Source organism: Marinobacter alexandrii (assembly GCA_039984955.1).
Lineage (GTDB): Bacteria > Bacteroidota > Bacteroidia > Cytophagales > Cyclobacteriaceae > Ekhidna.
This window is the reverse complement of sequence record JBDWTN010000005.1, coordinates 677145-697926: the sequence shown is the minus strand read 5'-3', so window position 1 is coordinate 697926 and position 20782 is coordinate 677145. Positions and strand designations below refer to the sequence as shown.

19 protein-coding genes and 1 tRNA gene are annotated in these 20782 nt (G+C 39.6%); 15 read left to right on the top strand and 5 right to left on the bottom strand.

The features are described 5' to 3' along the window. Window positions 1-19: 19 nt before the first annotated feature. From ABJQ32_03680 to ABJQ32_03665, 4 genes are all read left to right on the top strand, one after another. A complete protein-coding gene (locus ABJQ32_03680) occupies window positions 20-1042 on the top strand; it encodes a beta-galactosidase small subunit (protein MEP5288721.1) in 1023 nt (340 codons plus the stop codon). Next, window positions 1039-3321 (top strand): alpha-L-rhamnosidase C-terminal domain-containing protein, encoded by a 2283-nt coding sequence (locus tag ABJQ32_03675; GenBank protein ID MEP5288720.1) that lies wholly within the window; start codon window positions 1039-1041, stop codon window positions 3319-3321. Before ABJQ32_03680 ends, ABJQ32_03675 begins: the two co-directional genes overlap by 4 nt. 28 nt (window positions 3322-3349) lie before the next feature. Beyond that, the gene (locus ABJQ32_03670; GenBank protein MEP5288719.1) at window positions 3350-4195 is read left to right on the top strand and encodes an alpha/beta hydrolase; all 846 of its coding nucleotides are present in this window, start codon (window positions 3350-3352) and stop codon (window positions 4193-4195) included. A gap of 227 nt (window positions 4196-4422) precedes the next feature. Next, window positions 4423-7641, top strand: coding sequence for a glycoside hydrolase family 2 TIM barrel-domain containing protein (locus tag ABJQ32_03665; GenBank protein ID MEP5288718.1), 3219 nt, complete (start codon window positions 4423-4425; stop codon window positions 7639-7641). 89 nt (window positions 7642-7730) lie between these two features. Here the strand turns inward: ABJQ32_03665 and ABJQ32_03660 are convergent, their stop codons facing one another. Further along, on the bottom strand, window positions 7731-8834 hold the full coding sequence (locus tag ABJQ32_03660) for a Fic family protein (protein MEP5288717.1): 1104 nt from the start codon (window positions 8832-8834) through the stop codon (window positions 7731-7733). A 313-nt stretch (window positions 8835-9147) separates the two neighbouring features. Between ABJQ32_03660 and ABJQ32_03655 the strand changes: the two genes are divergently transcribed. The 9 genes from ABJQ32_03655 (at window position 9148) to ABJQ32_03615 (ending at window position 17638) form a co-directional block, all read left to right on the top strand. Then, window positions 9148-10557 (top strand): hypothetical protein, encoded by a 1410-nt coding sequence (locus ABJQ32_03655; GenBank protein ID MEP5288716.1) that lies wholly within the window; start codon window positions 9148-9150, stop codon window positions 10555-10557. Then, window positions 10554-10730 (top strand): hypothetical protein, encoded by a 177-nt coding sequence (locus ABJQ32_03650; protein ID MEP5288715.1) that lies wholly within the window; start codon window positions 10554-10556, stop codon window positions 10728-10730. Before ABJQ32_03655 ends, ABJQ32_03650 begins: the two co-directional genes overlap by 4 nt. Continuing rightward, the gene (locus ABJQ32_03645; GenBank protein ID MEP5288714.1) at window positions 10727-11020 is read left to right on the top strand and encodes a hypothetical protein; all 294 of its coding nucleotides are present in this window, start codon (window positions 10727-10729) and stop codon (window positions 11018-11020) included. The genes ABJQ32_03650 and ABJQ32_03645 overlap by 4 nt, the downstream gene beginning before the upstream one ends. Before the next feature lie 5 nt (window positions 11021-11025). Then, window positions 11026-12192 (top strand): alpha-hydroxy acid oxidase, encoded by a 1167-nt coding sequence (locus ABJQ32_03640; GenBank protein MEP5288713.1) that lies wholly within the window; start codon window positions 11026-11028, stop codon window positions 12190-12192. Next, window positions 12189-13364 (top strand): galactokinase, encoded by a 1176-nt coding sequence (gene galK / locus ABJQ32_03635; GenBank protein MEP5288712.1) that lies wholly within the window; start codon window positions 12189-12191, stop codon window positions 13362-13364. Before ABJQ32_03640 ends, galK begins: the two co-directional genes overlap by 4 nt. A gap of 3 nt (window positions 13365-13367) precedes the next feature. Continuing rightward, on the top strand, window positions 13368-14399 hold the full coding sequence (locus ABJQ32_03630) for a UDP-glucose--hexose-1-phosphate uridylyltransferase (GenBank protein ID MEP5288711.1): 1032 nt from the start codon (window positions 13368-13370) through the stop codon (window positions 14397-14399). A gap of 3 nt (window positions 14400-14402) precedes the next feature. Then, entirely contained in the window at window positions 14403-15476 is a 1074-nt protein-coding gene (locus tag ABJQ32_03625; GenBank protein ID MEP5288710.1) for an aldose epimerase family protein, read from the top strand. 2 nt (window positions 15477-15478) lie between these two features. Then, window positions 15479-17158 (top strand): sodium/sugar symporter, encoded by a 1680-nt coding sequence (locus tag ABJQ32_03620; GenBank protein ID MEP5288709.1) that lies wholly within the window; start codon window positions 15479-15481, stop codon window positions 17156-17158. 114 nt (window positions 17159-17272) lie between these two features. After that, window positions 17273-17638, top strand: coding sequence for a methylglyoxal synthase (locus ABJQ32_03615; protein MEP5288708.1), 366 nt, complete (start codon window positions 17273-17275; stop codon window positions 17636-17638). A gap of 225 nt (window positions 17639-17863) precedes the next feature. Here ABJQ32_03615 and ABJQ32_03610 read toward each other — a convergent pair whose 3' ends face one another. Genes ABJQ32_03610 through ABJQ32_03600 form a run of 3 tightly spaced genes read right to left on the bottom strand, consistent with a single transcriptional unit; the run spans window position 17864 to window position 19365 of the window. Continuing rightward, window positions 17864-18277, bottom strand: coding sequence for a hypothetical protein (locus ABJQ32_03610; GenBank protein MEP5288707.1), 414 nt, complete (start codon window positions 18275-18277; stop codon window positions 17864-17866). Next, window positions 18243-18653, bottom strand: coding sequence for a hypothetical protein (locus ABJQ32_03605; GenBank protein ID MEP5288706.1), 411 nt, complete (start codon window positions 18651-18653; stop codon window positions 18243-18245). The genes ABJQ32_03610 and ABJQ32_03605 overlap by 35 nt, the downstream gene beginning before the upstream one ends. 7 nt (window positions 18654-18660) lie before the next feature. Further along, complete coding sequence (locus ABJQ32_03600; protein ID MEP5288705.1) at window positions 18661-19365, bottom strand: N-acetylmuramoyl-L-alanine amidase; 705 nt, start codon at window positions 19363-19365, stop codon at window positions 18661-18663. Window positions 19366-19601: 236 nt separating this feature from the next. Here ABJQ32_03600 and ABJQ32_03595 point away from each other — a divergent pair, with 236 nt between their 5' ends. Continuing rightward, window positions 19602-19979 carry a hypothetical protein gene (locus ABJQ32_03595; GenBank protein ID MEP5288704.1) on the top strand — a complete coding sequence of 126 codons (378 nt, stop codon included), beginning with the start codon at window positions 19602-19604 and terminating at the stop codon, window positions 19977-19979. Between the two features lie 2 nt (window positions 19980-19981). Next, window positions 19982-20536, top strand: coding sequence for a hypothetical protein (locus tag ABJQ32_03590; GenBank protein ID MEP5288703.1), 555 nt, complete (start codon window positions 19982-19984; stop codon window positions 20534-20536). Between the two features lie 103 nt (window positions 20537-20639). Here the strand turns inward: ABJQ32_03590 and ABJQ32_03585 are convergent. Beyond that, window positions 20640-20713: transfer RNA gene (locus ABJQ32_03585), tRNA-Ile, on the bottom strand. Between the last annotated feature and the right edge of the window lie 69 nt (window positions 20714-20782).

Here is a 20782-nt window from a genome sequence, read left to right as displayed (position 1 = left end):
TGCTTTCAAAGATCAAATGATGAGAAGTAGTATTTCATTCATTTTTGCAGCTGTTATTCTCTATGCAAAAGATGAGTGGGCAAGAAAATTTGGTGGGTTAGCGCAGGAATGTGGGTTGAAGCTTTCAAATCTCCCACTAGGCGTCCCTGTTGATTCTTTTGTTAGGAAAAAAAGAAAGGCAAGTCTGAGTATTCATTTTATCAGTCTGGAAAAATCGTCTATTGAGGTCACTAATGGAAGCATAAGAATGGTTTTTAGTAAAAACACAGGCTACCTATCCAGTTATCAATTGAATGGTTATGAAATAATAGAAAAAGCATTGAAGCCAAATTTTTGGCGTGCACCAACAGATAATGACTTTGCCTCAGGGATGCCTCTGCGTCAGAGTTACTGGAAAGAGGTGGTCGATAAACTATCACTCAAGAATTTCTCTTTCAATGAGCACAATAGTGAAGTTGTTTCAGTCCATGAAGATGAGGATGATAGTATCCAAATCACTACAAAATACAAAATCGATGGAGGAAAGCTAAAAGTAGATTATCAACTCACGACCATTTCGAATCTTCCTAACATTCCACGAGTGGGATTACAGGTTAAATTAGATGAGGAACTTGATCAACTGAAGTGGTTTGGAAGAGGACCCTTGGAAACATATGCTGACAAGAAAACAGGATCGTTCTTTGGACTTTATACTGAATCAGTAAAAGATGATTATACTTATTATGTCCGTCCACAGGAGAGCAGCAATAAAGCAGAAGTGTGGTGGGCTGAGCTGACCAATAGTGAAGGCAATGGCATCCGAATTGAAGCAGAACAAGATCCACTAAGTATAAGTGCCTGGCCATTTACTTTAGAAAATATTGAAGAAGCGAAAAGAATAGAAGAGCTTGAATTTAGTAACATCACGCTGAATATTGACTATAAACAAATGGGCGTAGGAGGGGATAACACATGGAATAGAGATGCGGGACCCCATGTGCCTTTTAGAATTCCAGCTAAGAGTTATCGATATACTTTCTGGATTAAACCAGTAATGAAATGAAAGGGAATGTGATTTTGCTGTTGGTGTTTTTATTCTTCCTCAATTGTGGGGAGGAAGATGCGCGAGAAACGATCTTTGATGAAGAATGGAAAGCCTGGTGGATATTAGCTTCCAATCAGCATGATAGCATCAATACCTGGACTGCCTACCGGAAAGAGTTTGAGGTAGAGAAACCTTCATCTTCGGAAATACTACGAATTGCTGTTGATTCTAAATACTGGTTATGGTTGAATGATTCATTGGTAGTGAGGGAAGGTCAATTGAAAAGAGGACCTACCCCCAATGATACATACAGCGATGAACTGGATGTTTCAAAGTACCTGAAGAAAGGTACAAACACCCTTGCTGTCCTCATGTGGCATTTCGGTAAAGAGGGTTTTTCACATAAAAACTCGGGCAGGGCTGGCTTGATTGCAGAAATCTGGAATCCTGATGGATTACTTCTACAAACAGACAGCACATGGAAAGCTATCCCTCATCCTGCATTCTTGAATGAAAGTGAGCCACCTTATCCGAATTGGAGATTGTCGGAATCTAATATTGTATTTGATGCTCGAGAAGACATTACTAACTGGTATTTATCCAATTTTGAAGACAACCAATGGCCAAGAGCCAAAGCTTACTGCAAAGGGGAATGCCAGCCGTGGGGAAAACTGATCAGGCGAATTGTTCCCCAATGGAAAGACTTTGGACTGAAGGAGTATGTTAGTATCTCAGAAGGCGATACACTTACAGCTGACTTGCCATACAACGCTCAAATCACACCTTACCTTAAAGTTGACGCTCCTGCCGGTAAACGGATCGTTATGTTCACGGATCACTATAAAGGGGGCTCTGAATACAATATGCGAGCTGAATATCTTACCAAAGATGGAATTCAGGAATTTGAATCACCAGGGTGGATCAATGGACACAAGGTGTACTATGTGATTCCTGAGGAGGTGAAAGTGTTGGATTTGAAATATCGTGAATCGGGCTACAACACAGAATTTGCAGGTAGCTTCTATTGCGATGATGAGTTTTATAATCTTCTTTGGAAGAAAGCAGCAAGAACACTTTATGTCACTATGCGAGACAACTACATGGATTGTCCGGATCGAGAGCGAGCTCAATGGTGGGGTGACGAAGTGCTTGAAGGAGGAGAAGCATTCTATGCTTTGGATCGAGATGCGGATGCACTCATGCGTAAAGGCATGCTGGAACTAGTCAATTGGCAAAAATTAGATAGCACTTTCTTCTCTCCGGTACCGGCTGGAAATTGGGCAAAAGAACTCCCAGGTCAAATGCTGATGAGTATTGGCGAATATGGATTTTGGAATTACTATATGCACACAGGTGATCTGGAAACAATTAGGCAAGTTTACAAGCCCGTCAAAAAATACTTATCTATTTGGAAGCTGAAAGAAGATGGAACGCTGGTGATGCGCCAAGGTGGCTGGTTTTGGGGAGATTGGGGCCCGAATAAAGACATGGTGCTACTGCTAAATACACAATATGCGCTTGCACTTTCTGGTATGCAAAAAATGGCCAATGCGCTAGGATACCGGTCGGATGCAGATAGTCTTCAACTACATGCTGAGAACTTCAAATCAGCTTTTAATAAAGCTTTTTGGAAGGAAAACTACTATCGATCTTCGGGATACCAAGGCCCTACCGATGATCGTTCTCAAGGATTGGCGGTTGTGGCTGGGTTGGCAGATATTGATAAATACGAATCAATCTATCAGGTATTTCAAGCACAAATGCATGCAAGTCCTTATATGGAAAAGTACATCCTGGAGTCGCTTTTTATCATGAGCTATCCCGAGTTTGCTTTAAAGCGAATGAAGCAGCGATTTGGGAAAATGGTCAATCATCCAACAATCACAACCCTTTGGGAAGGTTGGGGCATAGGAAAGGAAGGATATGGTGGTGGCACAACCAACCATGCTTGGAGTGGGGGAGGCTTGACACTACTCTCGCAGAAAGTGGCTGGAGTTTATCCGCTAGAGCCTGGTTATAAGACTTTTCAGGTAAAGCCACAATTGGGAGGATTGACAAAAGTGAAAGCGGTTGTATCAAGTGTGAAAGGAGATATTAAGGTAGATATAATTGCGGAAAACGAATCGTTTGTAATGACTATTGAAGTTCCGGAAAGTACAAAAGCTTATGGTTATGTCCCTTCATTGTATAGGGATGTTTCACTTAATGGGAAAACGCTAAATCTGAGCGATAAAAATGGGTATTATGAAATAGGTTTATCAGCTGGATCTAACAAAATTGAAGCAATCTCAAAATAGGAAAGACTTCTTTCAGTAAATAGTAATTATGAAAGCAAACCTCTTAGCAATAGTTATTCTGACTGCACTGACACAAAGCACAACAGCTCAGGGTGAAAGGAAAATTTACAAAACAGAGAAGGCTATTCCATACTATAGTGAAGCACTCATGAATGACAATGATTACATGCAAAAAATGTGTGTTTTTGATTTCTATTACCCTACTAATTCAAAAAATTTTCCTACGATTATTTGGTTCCATGGTGGAGGCTTGACAGGGGGGAAGAGATCCATTCCTAACTATTTAAAGAATCGTGGTTTTGCAGTAATAGGTGCAGATTATCGACTTTCACCGAAAGTAGAGGGGATAGAGTGTATTAAAGATGCTGCAGCCGCAACAGCTTGGGCATTCAAAAACATTGAAAATTATGGTGGTAATAAGAACTTGATTTTTGTTTCTGGTATGTCTGCGGGTGGTTATTTGACGTATATGGTTGGATTAGACAAAGACTATCTCAATGATCATGGAATTGACGCCAACCAAATAGCTGGACTCATCCCATTTTCAGGACATGCTATAACGCATTTTACGATTCGTCAGCAAATGGGAATACCTGGTCATCAGCCTGTTATTGATGAATTAGCACCCCTATATCACGTCAGGGGAGATGCCGCTCCTTTGCTAATCATTACTGGTGATAGGGACCTAGAAATGTTAGGAAGGTATGAAGAAAATGCCTACATGATGCGTATGATGAAAATAGTGGGACATGAAAGAGTAAAAATTCACGAACTTGATGGCAATAATCATGGACAAATGATGTATCCTGCATTTCCTCTTTTGGTAAGAGAAGTCAACTCGTTGACCAAAGAAATTATTAGGGGTGAAGAATAGTTATTGAAATGATAAAAGTGAAACACATCATCCTATGAGTCATTTAAGTAGACTCATCCTGGCTTTTTGTGAAATAAAATTGCTACAAGATCAGCATAGTGCAGGATAGTCAAGCTAATCTCCTGATGTATTTTTCTACAATTATTTTATTTGAAATAAGTAAACGTGAATTCATTCTGAAAACCTCATCAATTGATATTTTTCTGATAGTAGATCTTTCAATATAAATGAATACAACCACAGAAATAGCAGGAGTTCAGTCTCTTAAAGAAAATGAATACAAAGAAATGATGAAGATACTTACATCGATACTGCTGATCATTTTCACACTTCATTTAGGAGCTCAACAAGTTCCGGAATGGCGCAACCCTACCATTACTCAGATTAATCGCCTTCAGGCTAGAGCTACTTCTATTTCCTACGAAAATGAACAACAAGCGCTTAGAGGATTAATCGAAGAAAGCCCACGCTATCAATCATTGAATGGAACCTGGCAGTTCTATTGGGCGGCAGTTCCAGAAGAATTGCCAAGTGGTTTTGAAAAGCAAGGATACGAAACCAGCCAATGGTCGGAAATCGAAGTTCCCTCTAATTGGGAGCTGCAAGGCTTTGGTCAACCTATTTATACCAATGTACAGTATCCATTTCGTCCGGTCAATCCACCATACCCACCAACAGAAGAAAATGCAGCAGGAGCCTATTTAAATACTTTTGATATTCCAAAAAACTGGACAGACCATCAAATCACACTTCACTTCGGAGGTGTAACCTCAGCTATGTATGTGTGGTTGAATGGTCAGTTTGTAGGTTATAGCGAAGACAGTCGATTACCAGCTGAATTTGACATTACTGATTTTTTGAGTGAAAAAGGAAACAAGCTTGCCGTCAAAGTTATTCGTTGGTCTGATGGAAGTTATCTCGAAGATCAGGACCACTGGAGGTTGAGTGGAATTCATCGAGATGTTTATCTCTCAGCTTCACCAAAAGTTCAACTATATGATTTTGCTGTGCGAACTGATCTGGATGAGAATTATAAAGATGCTCAACTTCAAATTAGACCGGAGATTGAAGTTTTTGATGGAGCTAACTATGAAAGCTGGTCATTGGAAGCTCAGCTTTTTGATGATCAAAATCGATCCGTTTTTGCTGAAAAATTATCTAGACCTGTTAAGCAGGTCGTAGAACAGCGATACCCACCTCGTGGAAATGTTCGATTTCCTTTGATGGAAGTTACAGTCAAGAATCCTAAGAAATGGAGCGCAGAATTTCCTTACCTGTACACATTGATATTCTATCTAAAGAATGATCAGGGAAGGGTTGTCGAGACCAGAAGTACTAAAATTGGCTTTCGGGAAGTGGAAATAAAAAGTGGAGAGTTACTGGTCAATGGTCAATCAATAAAACTATATGGAGTCAATCGTCATGATCATCATCGGTATAGGGGAAAGGCTGTTACAGACGAATCAATGCTGAAAGATGTACTATTGATGAAGCAGTTCAACTTTAATGCAGTGCGAACATCGCACTATCCAAACAACCCAAGGTTCTATGATATCTGCAATGAATACGGACTTTATGTCATGGATGAAGCCAACATCGAGACTCATGGAATAGGGAGTGTGCTTTCTAATAATCCGGACTGGGCCACACCACATGTTGAAAGAGGCCTCCGAATGGTGGAGCGGGACAAGAATCATCCATCCATCATCATGTGGTCATTAGGGAATGAAGCAGGTCATGGTCCCAATCATGCAGCTATGTCAGGGTGGATGAAAGCAGCTGATCCAACGAGACCTATTCATTATGAAGGAGCGCAGGCCATTCATGGCTATGGAGACAACCGCACGACACTGATTGACCCAGTATGGGTAGACGTGAGAAGCCGAATGTATAACTCCATCGAATCCATGGTAGAGATGGCCAATCAGGAAGAAGATGGCCGCCCTGTGGTGTGGTGTGAATATGCCCACAGCATGGGTAATAGCACAGGTAATTTATTTGAGTTTTGGGATGCTATTCGAGCGAACAAGCGACTGATTGGTGCATTTATCTGGGACTGGATGGATCAGGCTTTGGTAAAGAAAGGACCTAATGGAGAGGAGCAATTGGTGTATGGTGGAGATTTTGGCGAGAAATACCACGATGGAAACTTCAACCTGAATGGAATCATCAATGCGGACCAGACACCAAAACCAGCTACATGGGAGGCTAAAAAGGTTTTTCAACCAGTAGCGATGAAACGTCATAAATGGCAGCCAGAAAAGTTTGTCATCATGAATAGGCATCACTTCGCTGACCTTTCGCAATTCCAGGCATCCTATGAAATTTTAGAAGACGGGATAAAGATAAAAGAAGGAACATTGGAATTGCCAGAAGTCCATGCTGGTATGCAGACGATATTAGATTTTAAGATTCCAGAACTGAATTTCAAACAAGGGAAAGAATATTTCATCAATTTCTATTTTAAGCTATCTGAAGAAAAGAATTGGGCAAAGAAAGGTCATTTAGTAGCTTGGGAGCAATTTCTGATCCCGAACCCAAAAGGAGCAAGTGAAGCAAATATGGCAGTTTCAACTACAGTAAGTCTGAGCGAGAATGATTTAGAACTGATCGTTGAATCTGATGGGTACTCGATCGTGTTTAATAAAAGCTCCGGATGGATTTCTTCCATCACGCAAGGAAATAGTGGCTTTCTAAGTTCTGAAATGAAACCTAATTTTTGGAGACCACTGACTGACAATGATGAGCGCGGCAGCCGTATACAGGATAGGCAGAAAGAGTGGAAAACGGCGCTCAAGGAGATTGAACTTAAAGATTTTGTCGTATCAAAAGGAGAGAGTCAAGTGGTCATAAAAACTACTCACTGGCTTCCAGGCGTCTCTGCATCCTATAAAACCATATATATCATTCGCTCGAGTCAGATAGATTTGAGTGTAGACTTTAATCCTGCTACTAGTAATCCTGAGATCCCCCGAGTGGGGTGGCAGTTTCAAATGGATGATCAATACGATTCATGGAGCTGGTATGGAAGAGGTCCTCACGAAAACTATAGTGATCGTAAGCTGGGGGCTGCAATTGGTAAGTATGAGATTTCAGTAGTTAATGACTTTTTTCACTACATCCAGCCACAAGAGAGTAACAATCGGACAGATGTAAGATGGATGAGCTTAACGAATTCAAGTAGAGAAGGACTGAAGTTTATTGGAGAGCCAACTCTTTCTGGAAGTGCATGGCCTTATACCATGAATGACTTACAAGAAGCGAAACACATCTACGAACTTCCAGAAAGAGAGAACATTACAGTAAATATTGATCATGTGCAGATGGGTGTGGGAGGTGATGATAGCTGGACGATATGGGCGAAACCTCACGAGCCATTTAGAATAAAACCCGAGCGTATCAAATATGGATTTACCATTGAATTGCTCGGAAATAAAGATAACTAAGGAAGCAAAGCGAAGGCTTTGCATTGGCGGCTCTGCTAGGCGGAGCTGCCTTTTTAATGGTTTAAAAAATAAGAGTATACAGATCTATTTCAATCTCTCACCAATGAATAACTTGTGCTTCTTCCGCCAGAATCATCTTTTTTTAAGATTCCTTTCTTTATCAGATCGTTGATATCCCTGCCCGCTGTGTCTTGTGAAGTTTTAGTCATTTTAGCCCACTTTGATGAAGTAAGCTTTCCTTGAAAATCATCCAATAGTTTTTTCAGCATATTCTTTTGGCGATTGTTAATTCCTAGAAGTTCGGGGTTATGCCAAAACTTGGCTTGAAACAGAACATCATTTAGGAGTATATGAGATTGTCCGAATGCATCTTCTAAACGGTTCAAAAACCACATGACCCATTCAGACACATCTAAATCTCCGCGTTGAGTTTTCTCCAGTATAGCATAGTAATTTTTTTTATCTTTTTCTATGCTTGAAGACATACTATAAAATCTGAATGACATATCATCCGATCTTGCCAATAACATATCTGTGACAGCACGTGCTATGCGCCCATTTCCATCATCAAAAGGGTGTAATGTCACAAACCAGAGATGTGCTATGGCAGCTTTCAACAATGGATCTAGCTTTGTTCTACCGTTGAGCCACATGAGAAATCGTCGCATTTCCTCTTCAAGCCTATCGGCATCCGGTGCTTGGAAATGAACGACCTCCCGGCCTATAGCTCCTGAAACTACCTGCATGGGATCATTCCTAGTATTATCTCTCCACAGACCCACAGTTATGGAATGCATGCCGCTTTTTCCAGCTGGAAAAAGCGAATTATGCCATCCTAATAATCGATCTTTCGTAAGTCTTTCATTGTATTTTATCGTAGCATCAAGCATCATATCCACCACTCCTTCCACCTCTCTGCTGCTGTTCACTAATCCACCTATTTCCAATCCCATCCGTCTGGCTACAGAAGATCTAACTTCGTCTTTTGGTAAGTTCTCACCCTCAATAAGACTGGACTTCAATACATCCTGAGTTACCATCTGCATGCTAGCGTCAGATTTTAAGGTAAATCCCAATTCTTCCATTTGACCAAGTAATATGCCTTGCTTTTTATGAAGTGTAGCTAGCTTTTCAGAAGCAAATCCATTGTCCCATTTAAAATTTGGCCAATTATTTCGCTGATATATCCACATTCTCCGCAATTTTTGCAGCAAATGTATGTCATTCTCCGCAGAAGATCTACCTATTATCAGTGTATTTTGCGGAGAATTTTTTTTATTCTCCGCATATATATCAATTTAATTTATGAAGGAGATCTTGAAGTTGATCGGTTAAATATAAAACTCAGCACAGTGCAGGATGCTCATGCTCTGATCACTCGTTAGTTTGCTATAAATTTTGCAATTCGAGGAATGAATAATAGCTGTAAATAAGTAATTAACAAAAAGAACGTGTCCATTTTAACAAAATGGAATTAATCTTTCCGAATTGCAAACGAACTTAACTATGAGCGAAAGAATCGAAGCTATAAGTGTTGAGCAGGAAAACCCAGTCAATGAATACGAGCGTGAGCCGATACCAGCTCACGAACGTAAAGGCTGGAAGAGCTTCCTTGGTATGTATGCTGGAGAACATGCCGCCGGAACGGAGCTAATGATTGGACCATTATTTTTAGCAGCTGGGGTAAGTGCCTTTGATCTCATCGTAGGATTATTTTTAGGAAACTTACTCGCCACGCTAAGTTGGCGATATATAACAGCACCGATCGCTACAAAATCAAGAATTACCTTATACTATCAACTAGAAAAGATCTGTGGTAAAAATCTGGTGACAATTTATAACCTGGCTAATGGCATCCTTTTTTGTTTCCTGGCAGGTTCCATGATTACTGTTTCAGCTACCGCTGTAGGAATACCATTTGATATGCCTATGCCGGCACTTACTGATACCATGCCTAATAGTATAAGCTGGGTAATAATAGTGATTTTGATTGGTACTGTAATTTCTTTAGTTGCAGCTAAAGGCTATGAGTCTGTCAGTCGGTTTGCAAATATTGCAGCGCCATGGATGGTTGTTGTATTTCTTGCATGCGGTATTGTAGCATTGAGACAATTGAATGTGCAGTCTTTTCAGGATATCTGGGCAATCTGGGGAGATGGAGGTGAGCCATTTCCAGGTCAAACGAAATTCACCTTTTGGCATGTCATGTTCTTTGCATGGTTTTGCAATGCCGCTATGCACATGGGTATGGCCGATCTTTCCGTATTTCGTTATGCTAAGAAAGCTTCTGCCGGATGGACGACATCAGCAGGAATGTATATCGGTCATTTCATGGCCTGGGTCTGTGCTTCCTTACTATACGCAGTTTTCATACAGTCGCCAGAGGCAATAAATGCATTGGCGAATGGAGAGGCTCCTCCTGTAGCGCCGGGACCAATGGCTTATCAGGCTGTAGGTATTTCTGGTTTAGTGCTGGTAGTGGTAGCAGGGTGGACCACTGCTAATCCAACTATCTATCGGGCGGGGCTAGCTTTTCAAGCCATCATGCCAAAAGCATCTACGTTCACTGTGACGATTGTAGCGGGGGTACTTGCGACAATTGCTGGTATATTTCCTGCCTTCGCGATGAAACTTCTAGGATTCGTGGCGACTTACGGATTCATTCTTGCACCTATAGGAGCAATCATCTTCTTCGACCATTACTTCTCGCAGAAATTTGCTATAAAACAGAACTATGCGGAGTGGGCCAATAAAAACTTTAACTGGGCCGTGTTGCTGGCATGGATAATTAGTATGGCGATTTTTTATAGTGTTTCATTGAGTACAGGTATGTTTCTTTCGTTTTTGACGCTACCTGCTTGGATTACTACTGGAGTTCTTTTTATTGTATTTAGTAAATGGATGAATAGATCATGAGCAAACTATTATCTACTGTCGGATACATCGGATTATCGATTACCTTGATTGCCCCAATTCTTTATTTCATGGAGATGATTACACTGGACTGGAACCATAAGATTATGTTGTTAGGAACGGTGCTCTGGCTTGCAGTATCTGTCTTCAAAGATCAAATGAAGCACAAAGCATGAATTGCTACGGAGTGATATATGATGCTGCTAATCATCAGGCGGAGATAATCTTCCAGGTAACCAAGTCGGATCGGTTAGAAACATTACCGATGATGTTTTCTTCATTCACCTATTACTATTTTGATAGAAAATTGAAGTTTGAGCCTGAGGAACTGAGAAAGTCAATAGTGGAAAGTCTAGGAAGAAAGAATCTATCTATCAGAAAATCAATTTTTAGAGCTTGTCTGGATGCTCAAGATCACATAGAAATCTCCTATCTGGGTAAGGCATCAACCTTTGATTTTGAATAGTGATTATGAATAAAGGCTTATTCGACACCCGATACCCATCCTCACAAGACTTACGAGAAAAAGCTAAAAGGAGAGTCCCGAAATTTGCTTTCGAATACCTGATTGGTGGAGCCGGGGAAGAGAGAAACCTTAAAAAGAATCATGAGGACATCCAACGTATTGAATTGATGCCTCAATACATTAAGAAACTTGACTCAGTTGATCATGCCGTTGAATTATTTGGAAAAACATATAATGCCCCTTTTGGTATAGCCCCTATAGGTCTTCAGGGGTTGATTTGGCCTAATTCTCCAATGGTGCTTGCTAAGGCTGCCTTTCAAAAAAATATTCCATTTATCTTAAGTACGGTTACCACGAGTAGTATTGAGGATGTTGCATCAATTACAGAAGGAAATTTTTGGTTTCAACTCTATCATCCAGCTGAAGAGAAATTAAAGAAAGATATGCTTGATAGAGCATGGGAAAGTGGCTGTAGAGTCCTTGTAGCACTTGCTGATACTCCTAGCTTCGGTATTCGATACAAGGATATTAAAAATGGTTTAAGCATGCCCCCCAAGCTATCACTTAAGAATATTCTCCAAATCACTGGTAAACCCAACTGGGCACTACAAACTCTTGTGTATGGTCAGCCAAATTTTGCCACACTTAAGTCTTATATGCCAAAGAATCTGAACTTGGGTCAGCTGGGAAAATTTATGAATGACACGTTCAATGGAAGACTTGATGAAGAAAAATTAAAAGCTCTGAGAGGTCAATGGAAAGGAAAGCTGATAATTAAAGGAGTAGTAAATGAAGTCGATGCAGAAAAAGCTGTTGCTATCGGCGCTGACGGAGTGATTGTATCTAATCATGGAGGAAGGCAATTAGATGCAGGCGAGTCAACCATTCATTCGCTAAGCAGACTGCTTGAGAAGTATGAAAACAAACTTACCATGATGATGGATGGAGGAATTGAATCGGGTACTGACATTGCCAGGTGCTTGGCGACCGGAGCAAAGGCTTGCTTTCTTGGAAGAACTTTTATGTATGGCGTAGGAGCTTTAGGAAAAAAAGGAGGTATCCATACCATTAATATGCTTGATATGCAGCTAAGACAAGTGATGGATCAACTAGGATGTGAATCAACTGATGAATTGACTCGTGATCTAATTGTTCAAGACTGGGGCAAATGATGAATAGAAAATTGATAGATAAGGTTAAGAGCAAAATCAGTGAACTTTCGGATCACTCTACATTACTAGTAAGAGCTCCTGGAAGAATCAATCTAATTGGAGAGCATACAGATTATAATAAAGGGTTCGTACTCCCGGCGGCCATTGACCTAGGCATCTACTTTGCCTTTTCACTTTCAAATGACAGCACGTGTCGAGTCATTGCTTTAGATGAAGGGGAATCATTAGATTTTACTTTAGATGAACTGGAACCACTTGCTGGTTTTTCATGGAAAAATTATGTGCTTGGAGTGGTATCAAGGTTGAAATCTCAAGGATATGGAATCGAGCCCTTTAATATAGTATTCACTGGAGACTTGCCCCAAGGATCAGGCTTATCCTCATCTGCTGCTTTAGAATGCGGAGTTTGTTTTGGCCTGAATGAACTCTTCCATTTAGATCTTTCTAGAAGAGAGATGGCTCTCACTGCACAATGGTCAGAGCATCATTTTGTGGGAGTGATGTGTGGAATTATGGATCAATATGCCAGTCTTTTCGGGGTAGAGGATCATGCGATTCTATTGGATTGTGATAGCCTCAATCATGAGGTTTCACCCATCAAATTATCCGATCATAAATTTCTCCTGATTAATTCTGAAGTGAAACACAGTCATGCCAGTTCAGGATATAATGTTCGGCGAGAACAGACAGAAGAAGGGGTGGAGATTATAGCTCGTACGTATACAGCTGTAAGGTCAATGAGGGACATGCATATTGAAATACTTGAGAATTGCAAGTCTTCCTTATCTGACAAAAGCTACCGTCGGTGCAAATACATAATAGAAGAGAATGAACGTGTACATGGAATAGTAGAGGCAATGAAATCAGATGACTTGGGCAGAGTAGGAGAGTTGCTAAAGCAAGGACAAGAGGGAATGAAAAATGGGTATGAGATTACTTGTGAGGAGATTGATTTTCTTGCCGATTTTGCCAATGACTATCAGGGAGTATTGGGAGCCAGAATGATGGGTGGAGGTTTTGGTGGTTGTACCATCAATCTGATAGAAAGAAGTATAGAGGATCAATTTGTCAGTGATATAGGGGAAGCTTACAAGAAAGAATTTGATATAAACTCAACTCCCATCTCAGTTGAGATATCAGATGGGGTGCATATTATCTCAGAATCAAACTAACCGATGGAATTCAATAAAACACATAAAAGATTCAATCCATTGACGGAAGAGTGGGTGCTCGTTTCACCTCACCGGACCAAAAGACCCTGGCAGGGGAAGCAAGAGGATTCTGTTAATGAAACGTCGGAATCTTATAATTCTAGCTGCTACTTATGTCCCGGAAATAGACGAGCCAACGGAGATGAAAATCCAAACTATGATTCCACTTTTACTTTTACCAATGATTTTGCAGCGCTACTTCCTGAGCAGGCAAAAGGTGATTTAGATGACAGACTTCTACGCGCTAATGTTGAAGAAGGTATTTGTAAAGTGGTGTGCTTCTCTCCAGATCATTCGCTCACCATGGCTAAAATGACTGTAGAGGATATTCATAGCGTAGTGAAACTTTGGAAAGAGCAATTTGTCGAACTAGCATCTCAACCTTCAATCAACAATGTTCAGATTTTTGAAAATAAGGGAGAAATTATGGGATGCAGTAACCCTCATCCGCATGGTCAAATTTGGGCGCAGAGCAGCGTCCCTAATGAAATAGCAAAGAAGACAAGAAGCCAAAATGATTATTTCGAACAGCATTCAAGTAGCCTTCTAGGAGACTATCTTTTGCAGGAGCTTGAATCAAGAGAACGAGTGGTTTGTGAGAATGAATACTTTGTGTGTTTGGTTCCATTTTGGGCAGTATGGCCTTATGAGACTATGATTATCCCCCGTAGGCATTTTCGTTCTATTGACGAAATAAGTGGAGAAGAGGAAAGAGGTTTTGCTCAAATTCTTTCCGAAATCACTATTCGGTATGATAACCTATTTGAGACTTCATTTCCATATTCTGCAGGAATGCAACAACGCCCAACGGATGGTAATGGCGATCTAGGTTGGCATTTTCATTATTCTTTTTACCCGCCCTTACTTCGTTCAGCTACGGTGAAAAAATTCATGGTAGGTTATGAAATGTTTGCCAATCCTCAAAGAGATATTACGGCTGAGCAAGCCGCTCAAATACTTCGTGATCTTTCAATTATACATTATAAAAAAGCTTAGCATATGGAGACCGATGCTACATATCAGTTCATCCAGATTGATACCATTTGTCTATTGAAAGGAAAGCGAATTAATCAGTTTTCAATTGATTTTAACAATGGCCTTAAAGCTCAGCTACTTAGCTATGGTGGTATTATTAAACAACTTCAAATTCCAGATCATCATGGAAAATATGATAATGTAGTACTGGAGCTGCCATCATTCAAAGATTACCTTGCTGATACGCAGGTGGTAGGTAGCTTGGTGGGTAGGTATGCTAATAGGGTAAATAATGGAAAATTTATCTTAAAAGATCAGGAGGTTCAATTATCTGTAAATAGTGGAAAGCATCATCTGCACGGTGGGTTTGAGGGGTTTGGAAAGAAAGCCTGGAATACTATTAGAGTAGAAGAAAAAGAAGAAGAGGTGACTATTTCACTTGGTTATCTAAGCATTCACAATGAAGAATCTTATCCCGGCAATGTGAATATGATTGCTGAATTCATCTTTACGCCAGATTCTTTCTCAATCACCTATCGGGCTCAAACCGATAGAGCAACAGTATTTAATCCTACTAATCATTGCTACTTCAATTTGGGTGGAGATTTTTCCAAAGAAATAGCTGATCATGAGCTATTAATAAATGCTGATCAATACCTGCCAACCAGTAGTGAACAAATTCCTCTTGGGAAGACTGTGAGAGTGAGCAATTCTCCATTTGATTTCAGAGACACAAAAAAAATAGCTATTCCTTCAGTTGGTGAATTTGAGCAAATAGATCAAGCCAAAGGATATGATCATTGCTTTAAATTGAAAAATTGGGATTCGGAGACTCTGCAGAAAGCGGCTGTTTTAAGTCATGATCAAAGTGGTAGAGTAATGGAAGTATGGACCACTGAACCAGGAATACAGCTTTACACCGGAAACTACTTGGATGAGTTAAAGATTGATGGAGTTGATTGCAAAAAACATACTGCTGTCTGCTTAGAAACCCAGCATTTCCCGGATTCACCTAATCAACAAGATTTCCCTGATGTTACATTAGAACCAACGGATACCTTTTATTCAAAAACGACCTATAGATTCAAAACAATCTAACCATGATATTTAGCACATTAGACATTATCATTTTTTCTTCTTATTGCTTGCTAATCCTTTGCATGGGACTATTTGTTTCTCGTAGCAAAAAAGGTGTAGAAAAAAGTGCGGAAGATTATTTTCTCGCAGGAAAGTCTCTGCCTTGGTGGGCGATAGGCGCGTCCCTCATTGCTGCAAACATTTCTGCGGAGCAGTTTATTGGGATGACTGGTTCAGGTTTTGCAATCGGGTTGGCCATTGCTTCTTATGAGTGGATGGCGGCTATCACTCTGCTGATTGTTGGTAAATACTTTCTGCCAATCTTTATTGAGAAAGGACTCTATACGATTCCTCAGTTCATTGAGAAAAGATTTAGCGCTAACCTTAAAACCATTTTGGCAATCTTCTGGATTGCGCTATTCGTTTTCGTAAATCTAACATCAGTTCTTTACCTGGGAGCCAAAGCCTTAGATACTATAGTAGGTACAGGCGATGGCAGTATGCTTATGAAGAGTATCATCGGAATTGCTCTTTTTGCAGCTGCTTACTCTATCTGGGGAGGTCTCTCAGCAGTTGCTTGGACGGATGTGGTGCAGGTAGTGCTATTAGTAGGAGGAGGACTAGTGACCACATTCATCGCTTTGGATACCATTGCGCCGGATGGAGGTATCATTAATGGGTTTAAGTATCTCTATGATCAGGTTCCTGAGAAGTTCAGTATGATACTAGCAGAAGGTGAAATTATTACACCAAATGGAAAAGATGCCTGGTGGGACCTGCCTGGGTTAAGTGTATTGATTGGCGGTATGTGGGTTGCTAACTTATACTACTGGGGGTTCAATCAATACATCATCCAGCGAACTTTGGCCGCCAAGAGTTTAAAAGAGTCTCAGAAAGGAATTGCTTTTGCTGCTTTCTTGAAGCTTTTGATTCCTGTAATAGTTGTAGTTCCCGGAATTGTAGCCTATCTAATGAATCTTGATCCAAATGGGGAGATCGGAACTTTGGCAGCACAAAATGGATTTTTGAATGCAGAAGGAACAGTAACGAATGATAATGCTGCTCCATGGTTGATCAAGACATTGGTGCCAAATGGACTCAGAGGGCTAGTGCTTGCTGCACTAGTAGCTGCTATAGTATCGTCGCTGGCTTCCATGCTAAACTCAACAGCTACTATCTTTACGATGGATATTTTCAAACCTTACATCAATCCAAACGCTACTTCTAAACAGACAGTCAATGTAGGAAGATTGACCGTGGCTATCTCACTTATTATTGCTGTTTTGATCGCACCACAGTTAGGAAATCTTGGACAAGCATTTCAGTTCATTCAAGAGTATACTGGTCTTGTCAGTCCGGGTATTCTTGCAGTATTCTTAATGGGACTTTTTGTGAAAAAATCAACCAATAACGGAGCGATTTGGGGAGTGATTCTATCCATCCCGATAGCATTGTATTTCAAAGTATCTCCTAATGAATGGTCAAACGCAGCGATTTTTGTAGAAATTCCTTTTATGCAGCAAATGATGATCACGTGTCTGGCTACTTTAGGAATTATTTATGTTATCAGCACACTTGACAAGACAGATGAGAATAGACCTATTGAACTCAAAAAGAGTTTATTTGAAACTTCGCCTACTTTTAATATCAGTGCCGTAATAGTTTGTATTATTACAGCAGTGCTTTATGCATTGTTTTGGTGACCATAATTAATATCATATTGTGAATGATATTTATAAAGCAAAGAATCTCAAGCAGCACCTTAAGGTTTAATCACGTAAGGTTTAGATGTGTCAAATCAGCTGAATAACTTTAAAATGACAATAGCGATAATTGCCCATGATGGAAAAAAAGCTGAAATGGTTCAGTTTCTTTTAGACCACAAATCCTTTCTAAAAGAAGCCTCCTTGATAGCGACCGGAACCACTGGATTACATGTTGAAAAATCAGGTCTCAAAGTAACCAAACTCCTTTCCGGTCCATTGGGCGGAGATGCACAGATTGCGGCTATGGCTGCTGAGGGTAAGGTGGATGCAGTTATTTTCTTTCGAGACCCATTGGACAAGCACCCTCACGAACCGGATGTACAAATGCTCATGAGAGTTTGTGACGTCCACAATATTCCTTTAGCAACTAACCCGGCAACCGCTAAGTTGATTTTGGGAATGTTTGAAGGGAGTTAGGAAGAGTTTATTTTCACAAATACTCTACGAAAACTTGATCTCTTATCACATATAAAAATAGGAGGGAATGAGCAAACTCAAAGTGAAAACTAATACACACAGACGCTTTAGGAATAAAAGGTTTGCGTTCGATTTTACTTAGCGATCAGATCTTTATCCTTGATTAATGCAGAGAAAGAAATTGAGAAGTGTAATAAATGTCTCTAAGATTTTTAGCTAAACCTCTCAACGTTGAGTAGCATTTCTGTTTCTCTCTAAGGCTCTTCTTTCCACTACATCCAAGTCTTTTAATTCCTTAGCAATTTTTGCAGATCTATAATCCAGATAGTCTATCCTCGCTTTCATTGCATGAAATTTGTTATCGTATTCTTCTTTTATTATCTCCCAGTCGTTTCTTTTTTTGGTATGTTCTAAGTCTATACTCCCTATTTCTTCTTCCAGAGTTGTCTTGGACGAGTTAAAAAATTTGGATTTGAAAATAGCAACACCTCCAGCAAGTGCGGCAAAAGCTTGTCCAACAAGATCTTCTCTAAAAATGAGCAGAACGATTACACCCGCAATTATGACTAGTACAATAATGGTTTTTAATGATTTGCTCATCATATCAATCAGGTTCTGATCCAACAGTTTCTGTTCCATCTGGGTTGATTTTAACAATAGAGGGACTTCCAGATGTTTCAATAAGTGCAGCTACCTTTTCTTTAGAGTGTAGCTGCTTTTCCAATACCTCTTTTTCTGTCTTATCTCTCTTTTCGGCTATTCTAAAAACCTCCTTCATTCCAAATATGAGCGCCCAAATAGTCGTGTTGAAAGTCATCCATTGACCCCCAGTAATTCCAAATTGCAAATCTTCTCCAAATGGCTTGGAATCCGAATTCAGTAAGAGCCATGTGGAGATAGTTAACGCTGCTGCTAGTCCCCAAACTTTTACGCTAATGAGGGTAAAAAGTAACTTAGAAACCCAAGTAGACCAAAACCCTTGTTCACCAACAATTAATTTTTCTGGTTTATCCATTTGAAAGCTATTTTGTCAATTCTATTAATCTACTCCATGTTTTTGGCCCCATGATTCCGTCAACGACAAGCCCTTGGGTATGTTGGAATCTACGGATCGCGGATAAAGTTTTAATTCCATGTATGCCATCTTCACGACCCGCGGCATAGCCAAGTTTATTTAGTCGTTTTTGAACCTCTTTTACTGATTTTTCAACTTTTGGTCCTTCTGGGAGATTGTTTCTATATTTTTCAACCAATTTTTGAAGATCGTGCCCAGGACATGCTGGTTTTCCAAAATGATAATGCCCGTAAACATCTTGATTACTTAAGTTGAAAGACTTTTGGAGGTACTCTATTAAAAACTGAATTGATTTTATCTGTTCTTTAGTTGGCTCTGAAGTCCCCATGTCATAACCTGGACCATTAAAGTTTCCAACAACCATGATGCCTATTGCTGAAGTATTTTGTCCTTTGCAATGCCAAGTAACACTTGATAGTTCATTTGATTGAATAATCTCACCATTCTTGCGAATAGCGTAATGATAACATAGGTGAGGGCAACCTCTTGAAGAAATATGGTTAGGCTGAATATGATAATTATTAACTGCTTCTACGTCAGCTTCTCCCAGCTCCTGATGAAGAATTATTTTGCCAATTTTAGATAATTGACGAACACTCCACCTTCTTGTAGGATGCCATGGGAGCTTAGTGATTAAGTTTTGTATTTCCACAGATTGATTGCGTTAGTGATATTGGAATCCGTTAACTAATATAGAGGAAATTATCCTTATGCTATTCTTGAATTTAAGAGATTAGCATCTTTTCATTCTTAGGTAAGAATTCTTACATTTCAGGAAGAATTGAGAATTGATAAGTTACTTTTAATAGGTAGATGTTTAGGTTTAATGGGGAATGTAACGTTCGATGAAACCTCAAATACAATTAAGTATAGTTTTAAGAATTAACTATGAAACAAGTTAAATGGCAAACCATAGTGGTTGTAGGTCTGGCACTGACCTTGGGACTTAATATCATTTTTGGAAGAAGTTCGCTGAAAGAAGCAAAACGTATAACGAAAGAGCTAGAGCTTCGAATTGATACCTTACAAGCTGTTGAAGACGAGTACTCTGTCCTTCAAAAGAGGTATGTTGATTTGTATGATGAATTTGCTACATCCAGAGAACAAATAGATCAATTCAGACAAAAAATATCGGAAATATCTACGGAGCAAAATGCAAGTGTCGGAAGAATTCGAAATGAATTGAAAGAGTTGATTTTGAAATATGATACACTAGAAATAGCTATTCCGTTAGACACAGTTAGCTTGGATAGCTTAAGATTTTAATGATGAAAACAAAATTAATATCCCTCACCCTGTTTCTTTGTTCAATGACTTGCTTTGGTCAGGAATTGAAGTTTAGGAAATCAGACCAAAAGCTTATTGTGACAAAAGGTAATGTTGTACGGATAGAAGCGGATTCAGCATACATCATCAGTAGTTCTAGAGCTCTTTTGCTCAATGAAAAATTAGATGAACTGAAAGAAACAAGATTAACTAATGCTAACCTGCAAACAGTAAATGAAGATTTATTGAGTAAAGTCAAAGAGGTAGAAAAATTGGTTACGAAACTACTCAAGCGGATGGAATCAAATGCTGCAGAAATGGATGTGGACTTAGAGCAGATTTTGACGGATCTGGATAAGAACCTTGTGTCAATGAAACAAAATAACCTGGAGTTAGATAAAAACAATCAAAACCTCAAGAGGCAAATCACTGAAATGGATCACACAATTGATCGTTTAAAAAAAGAAATTCGAGGAATATGGTGGGGAGGAATAACCGATAAAATAGTGGTGGGAGTACTTGGAATAGGGGTGGGTTTGCTGATAGCTGCTATATAAATTAAGGTATGAATAAGCATCACATACTTATTATGCAGATTCCGTTCTTTTTAAAGACAGAATAAGAAAGCCTCCATTTAAAATAAATGAAGGCTTTTAATTGTGGGCCCACCAGGGCTCGAACCTGGGACTTACTGATTATGAGTCAGTTACTCTAACCAACTGAGTTATAGGCCCTAAAAATATTTTGAAAGAGTATGTTCCTTCAAAATTTAGATTTTATCTAGCTTTTAATCAAATTTTAAA

What these genes read in the sequence shown, in the direction of transcription:
- ABJQ32_03655 (MEP5288716.1), top strand. Translation starts at nt 9,148, where the DNA reads ATGAGCGAAAGAATCGAAGCTATAAGTGTTGAGCAGGAAAACCCAGTC.
- ABJQ32_03620 (MEP5288709.1), top strand. Translation starts at nt 15,479, where the DNA reads ATGATATTTAGCACATTAGACATTATCATTTTTTCTTCTTATTGCTTG.
- ABJQ32_03675 (MEP5288720.1), top strand. Translation starts at nt 1,039, where the DNA reads ATGAAAGGGAATGTGATTTTGCTGTTGGTGTTTTTATTCTTCCTCAAT.
- ABJQ32_03605 (MEP5288706.1), bottom strand. Translation starts at nt 18,653, where the DNA reads ATGGATAAACCAGAAAAATTAATTGTTGGTGAACAAGGGTTTTGGTCT.
- ABJQ32_03615 (MEP5288708.1), top strand. Translation starts at nt 17,273, where the DNA reads ATGACAATAGCGATAATTGCCCATGATGGAAAAAAAGCTGAAATGGTT.
- ABJQ32_03665 (MEP5288718.1), top strand. Translation starts at nt 4,423, where the DNA reads ATGAATACAACCACAGAAATAGCAGGAGTTCAGTCTCTTAAAGAAAAT.
- ABJQ32_03680 (MEP5288721.1), top strand. Translation starts at nt 20, where the DNA reads ATGAGAAGTAGTATTTCATTCATTTTTGCAGCTGTTATTCTCTATGCA.
- ABJQ32_03630 (MEP5288711.1), top strand. Translation starts at nt 13,368, where the DNA reads ATGGAATTCAATAAAACACATAAAAGATTCAATCCATTGACGGAAGAG.
- ABJQ32_03650 (MEP5288715.1), top strand. Translation starts at nt 10,554, where the DNA reads ATGAGCAAACTATTATCTACTGTCGGATACATCGGATTATCGATTACC.
- ABJQ32_03590 (MEP5288703.1), top strand. Translation starts at nt 19,982, where the DNA reads ATGAAAACAAAATTAATATCCCTCACCCTGTTTCTTTGTTCAATGACT.
- ABJQ32_03595 (MEP5288704.1), top strand. Translation starts at nt 19,602, where the DNA reads ATGAAACAAGTTAAATGGCAAACCATAGTGGTTGTAGGTCTGGCACTG.
- ABJQ32_03660 (MEP5288717.1), bottom strand. Translation starts at nt 8,834, where the DNA reads ATGTGGATATATCAGCGAAATAATTGGCCAAATTTTAAATGGGACAAT.
- ABJQ32_03645 (MEP5288714.1), top strand. Translation starts at nt 10,727, where the DNA reads ATGAATTGCTACGGAGTGATATATGATGCTGCTAATCATCAGGCGGAG.
- ABJQ32_03610 (MEP5288707.1), bottom strand. Translation starts at nt 18,277, where the DNA reads ATGGAACAGAAACTGTTGGATCAGAACCTGATTGATATGATGAGCAAA.
- galK (MEP5288712.1), top strand. Translation starts at nt 12,189, where the DNA reads ATGATGAATAGAAAATTGATAGATAAGGTTAAGAGCAAAATCAGTGAA.
- ABJQ32_03670 (MEP5288719.1), top strand. Translation starts at nt 3,350, where the DNA reads ATGAAAGCAAACCTCTTAGCAATAGTTATTCTGACTGCACTGACACAA.
- ABJQ32_03625 (MEP5288710.1), top strand. Translation starts at nt 14,403, where the DNA reads ATGGAGACCGATGCTACATATCAGTTCATCCAGATTGATACCATTTGT.
- ABJQ32_03640 (MEP5288713.1), top strand. Translation starts at nt 11,026, where the DNA reads ATGAATAAAGGCTTATTCGACACCCGATACCCATCCTCACAAGACTTA.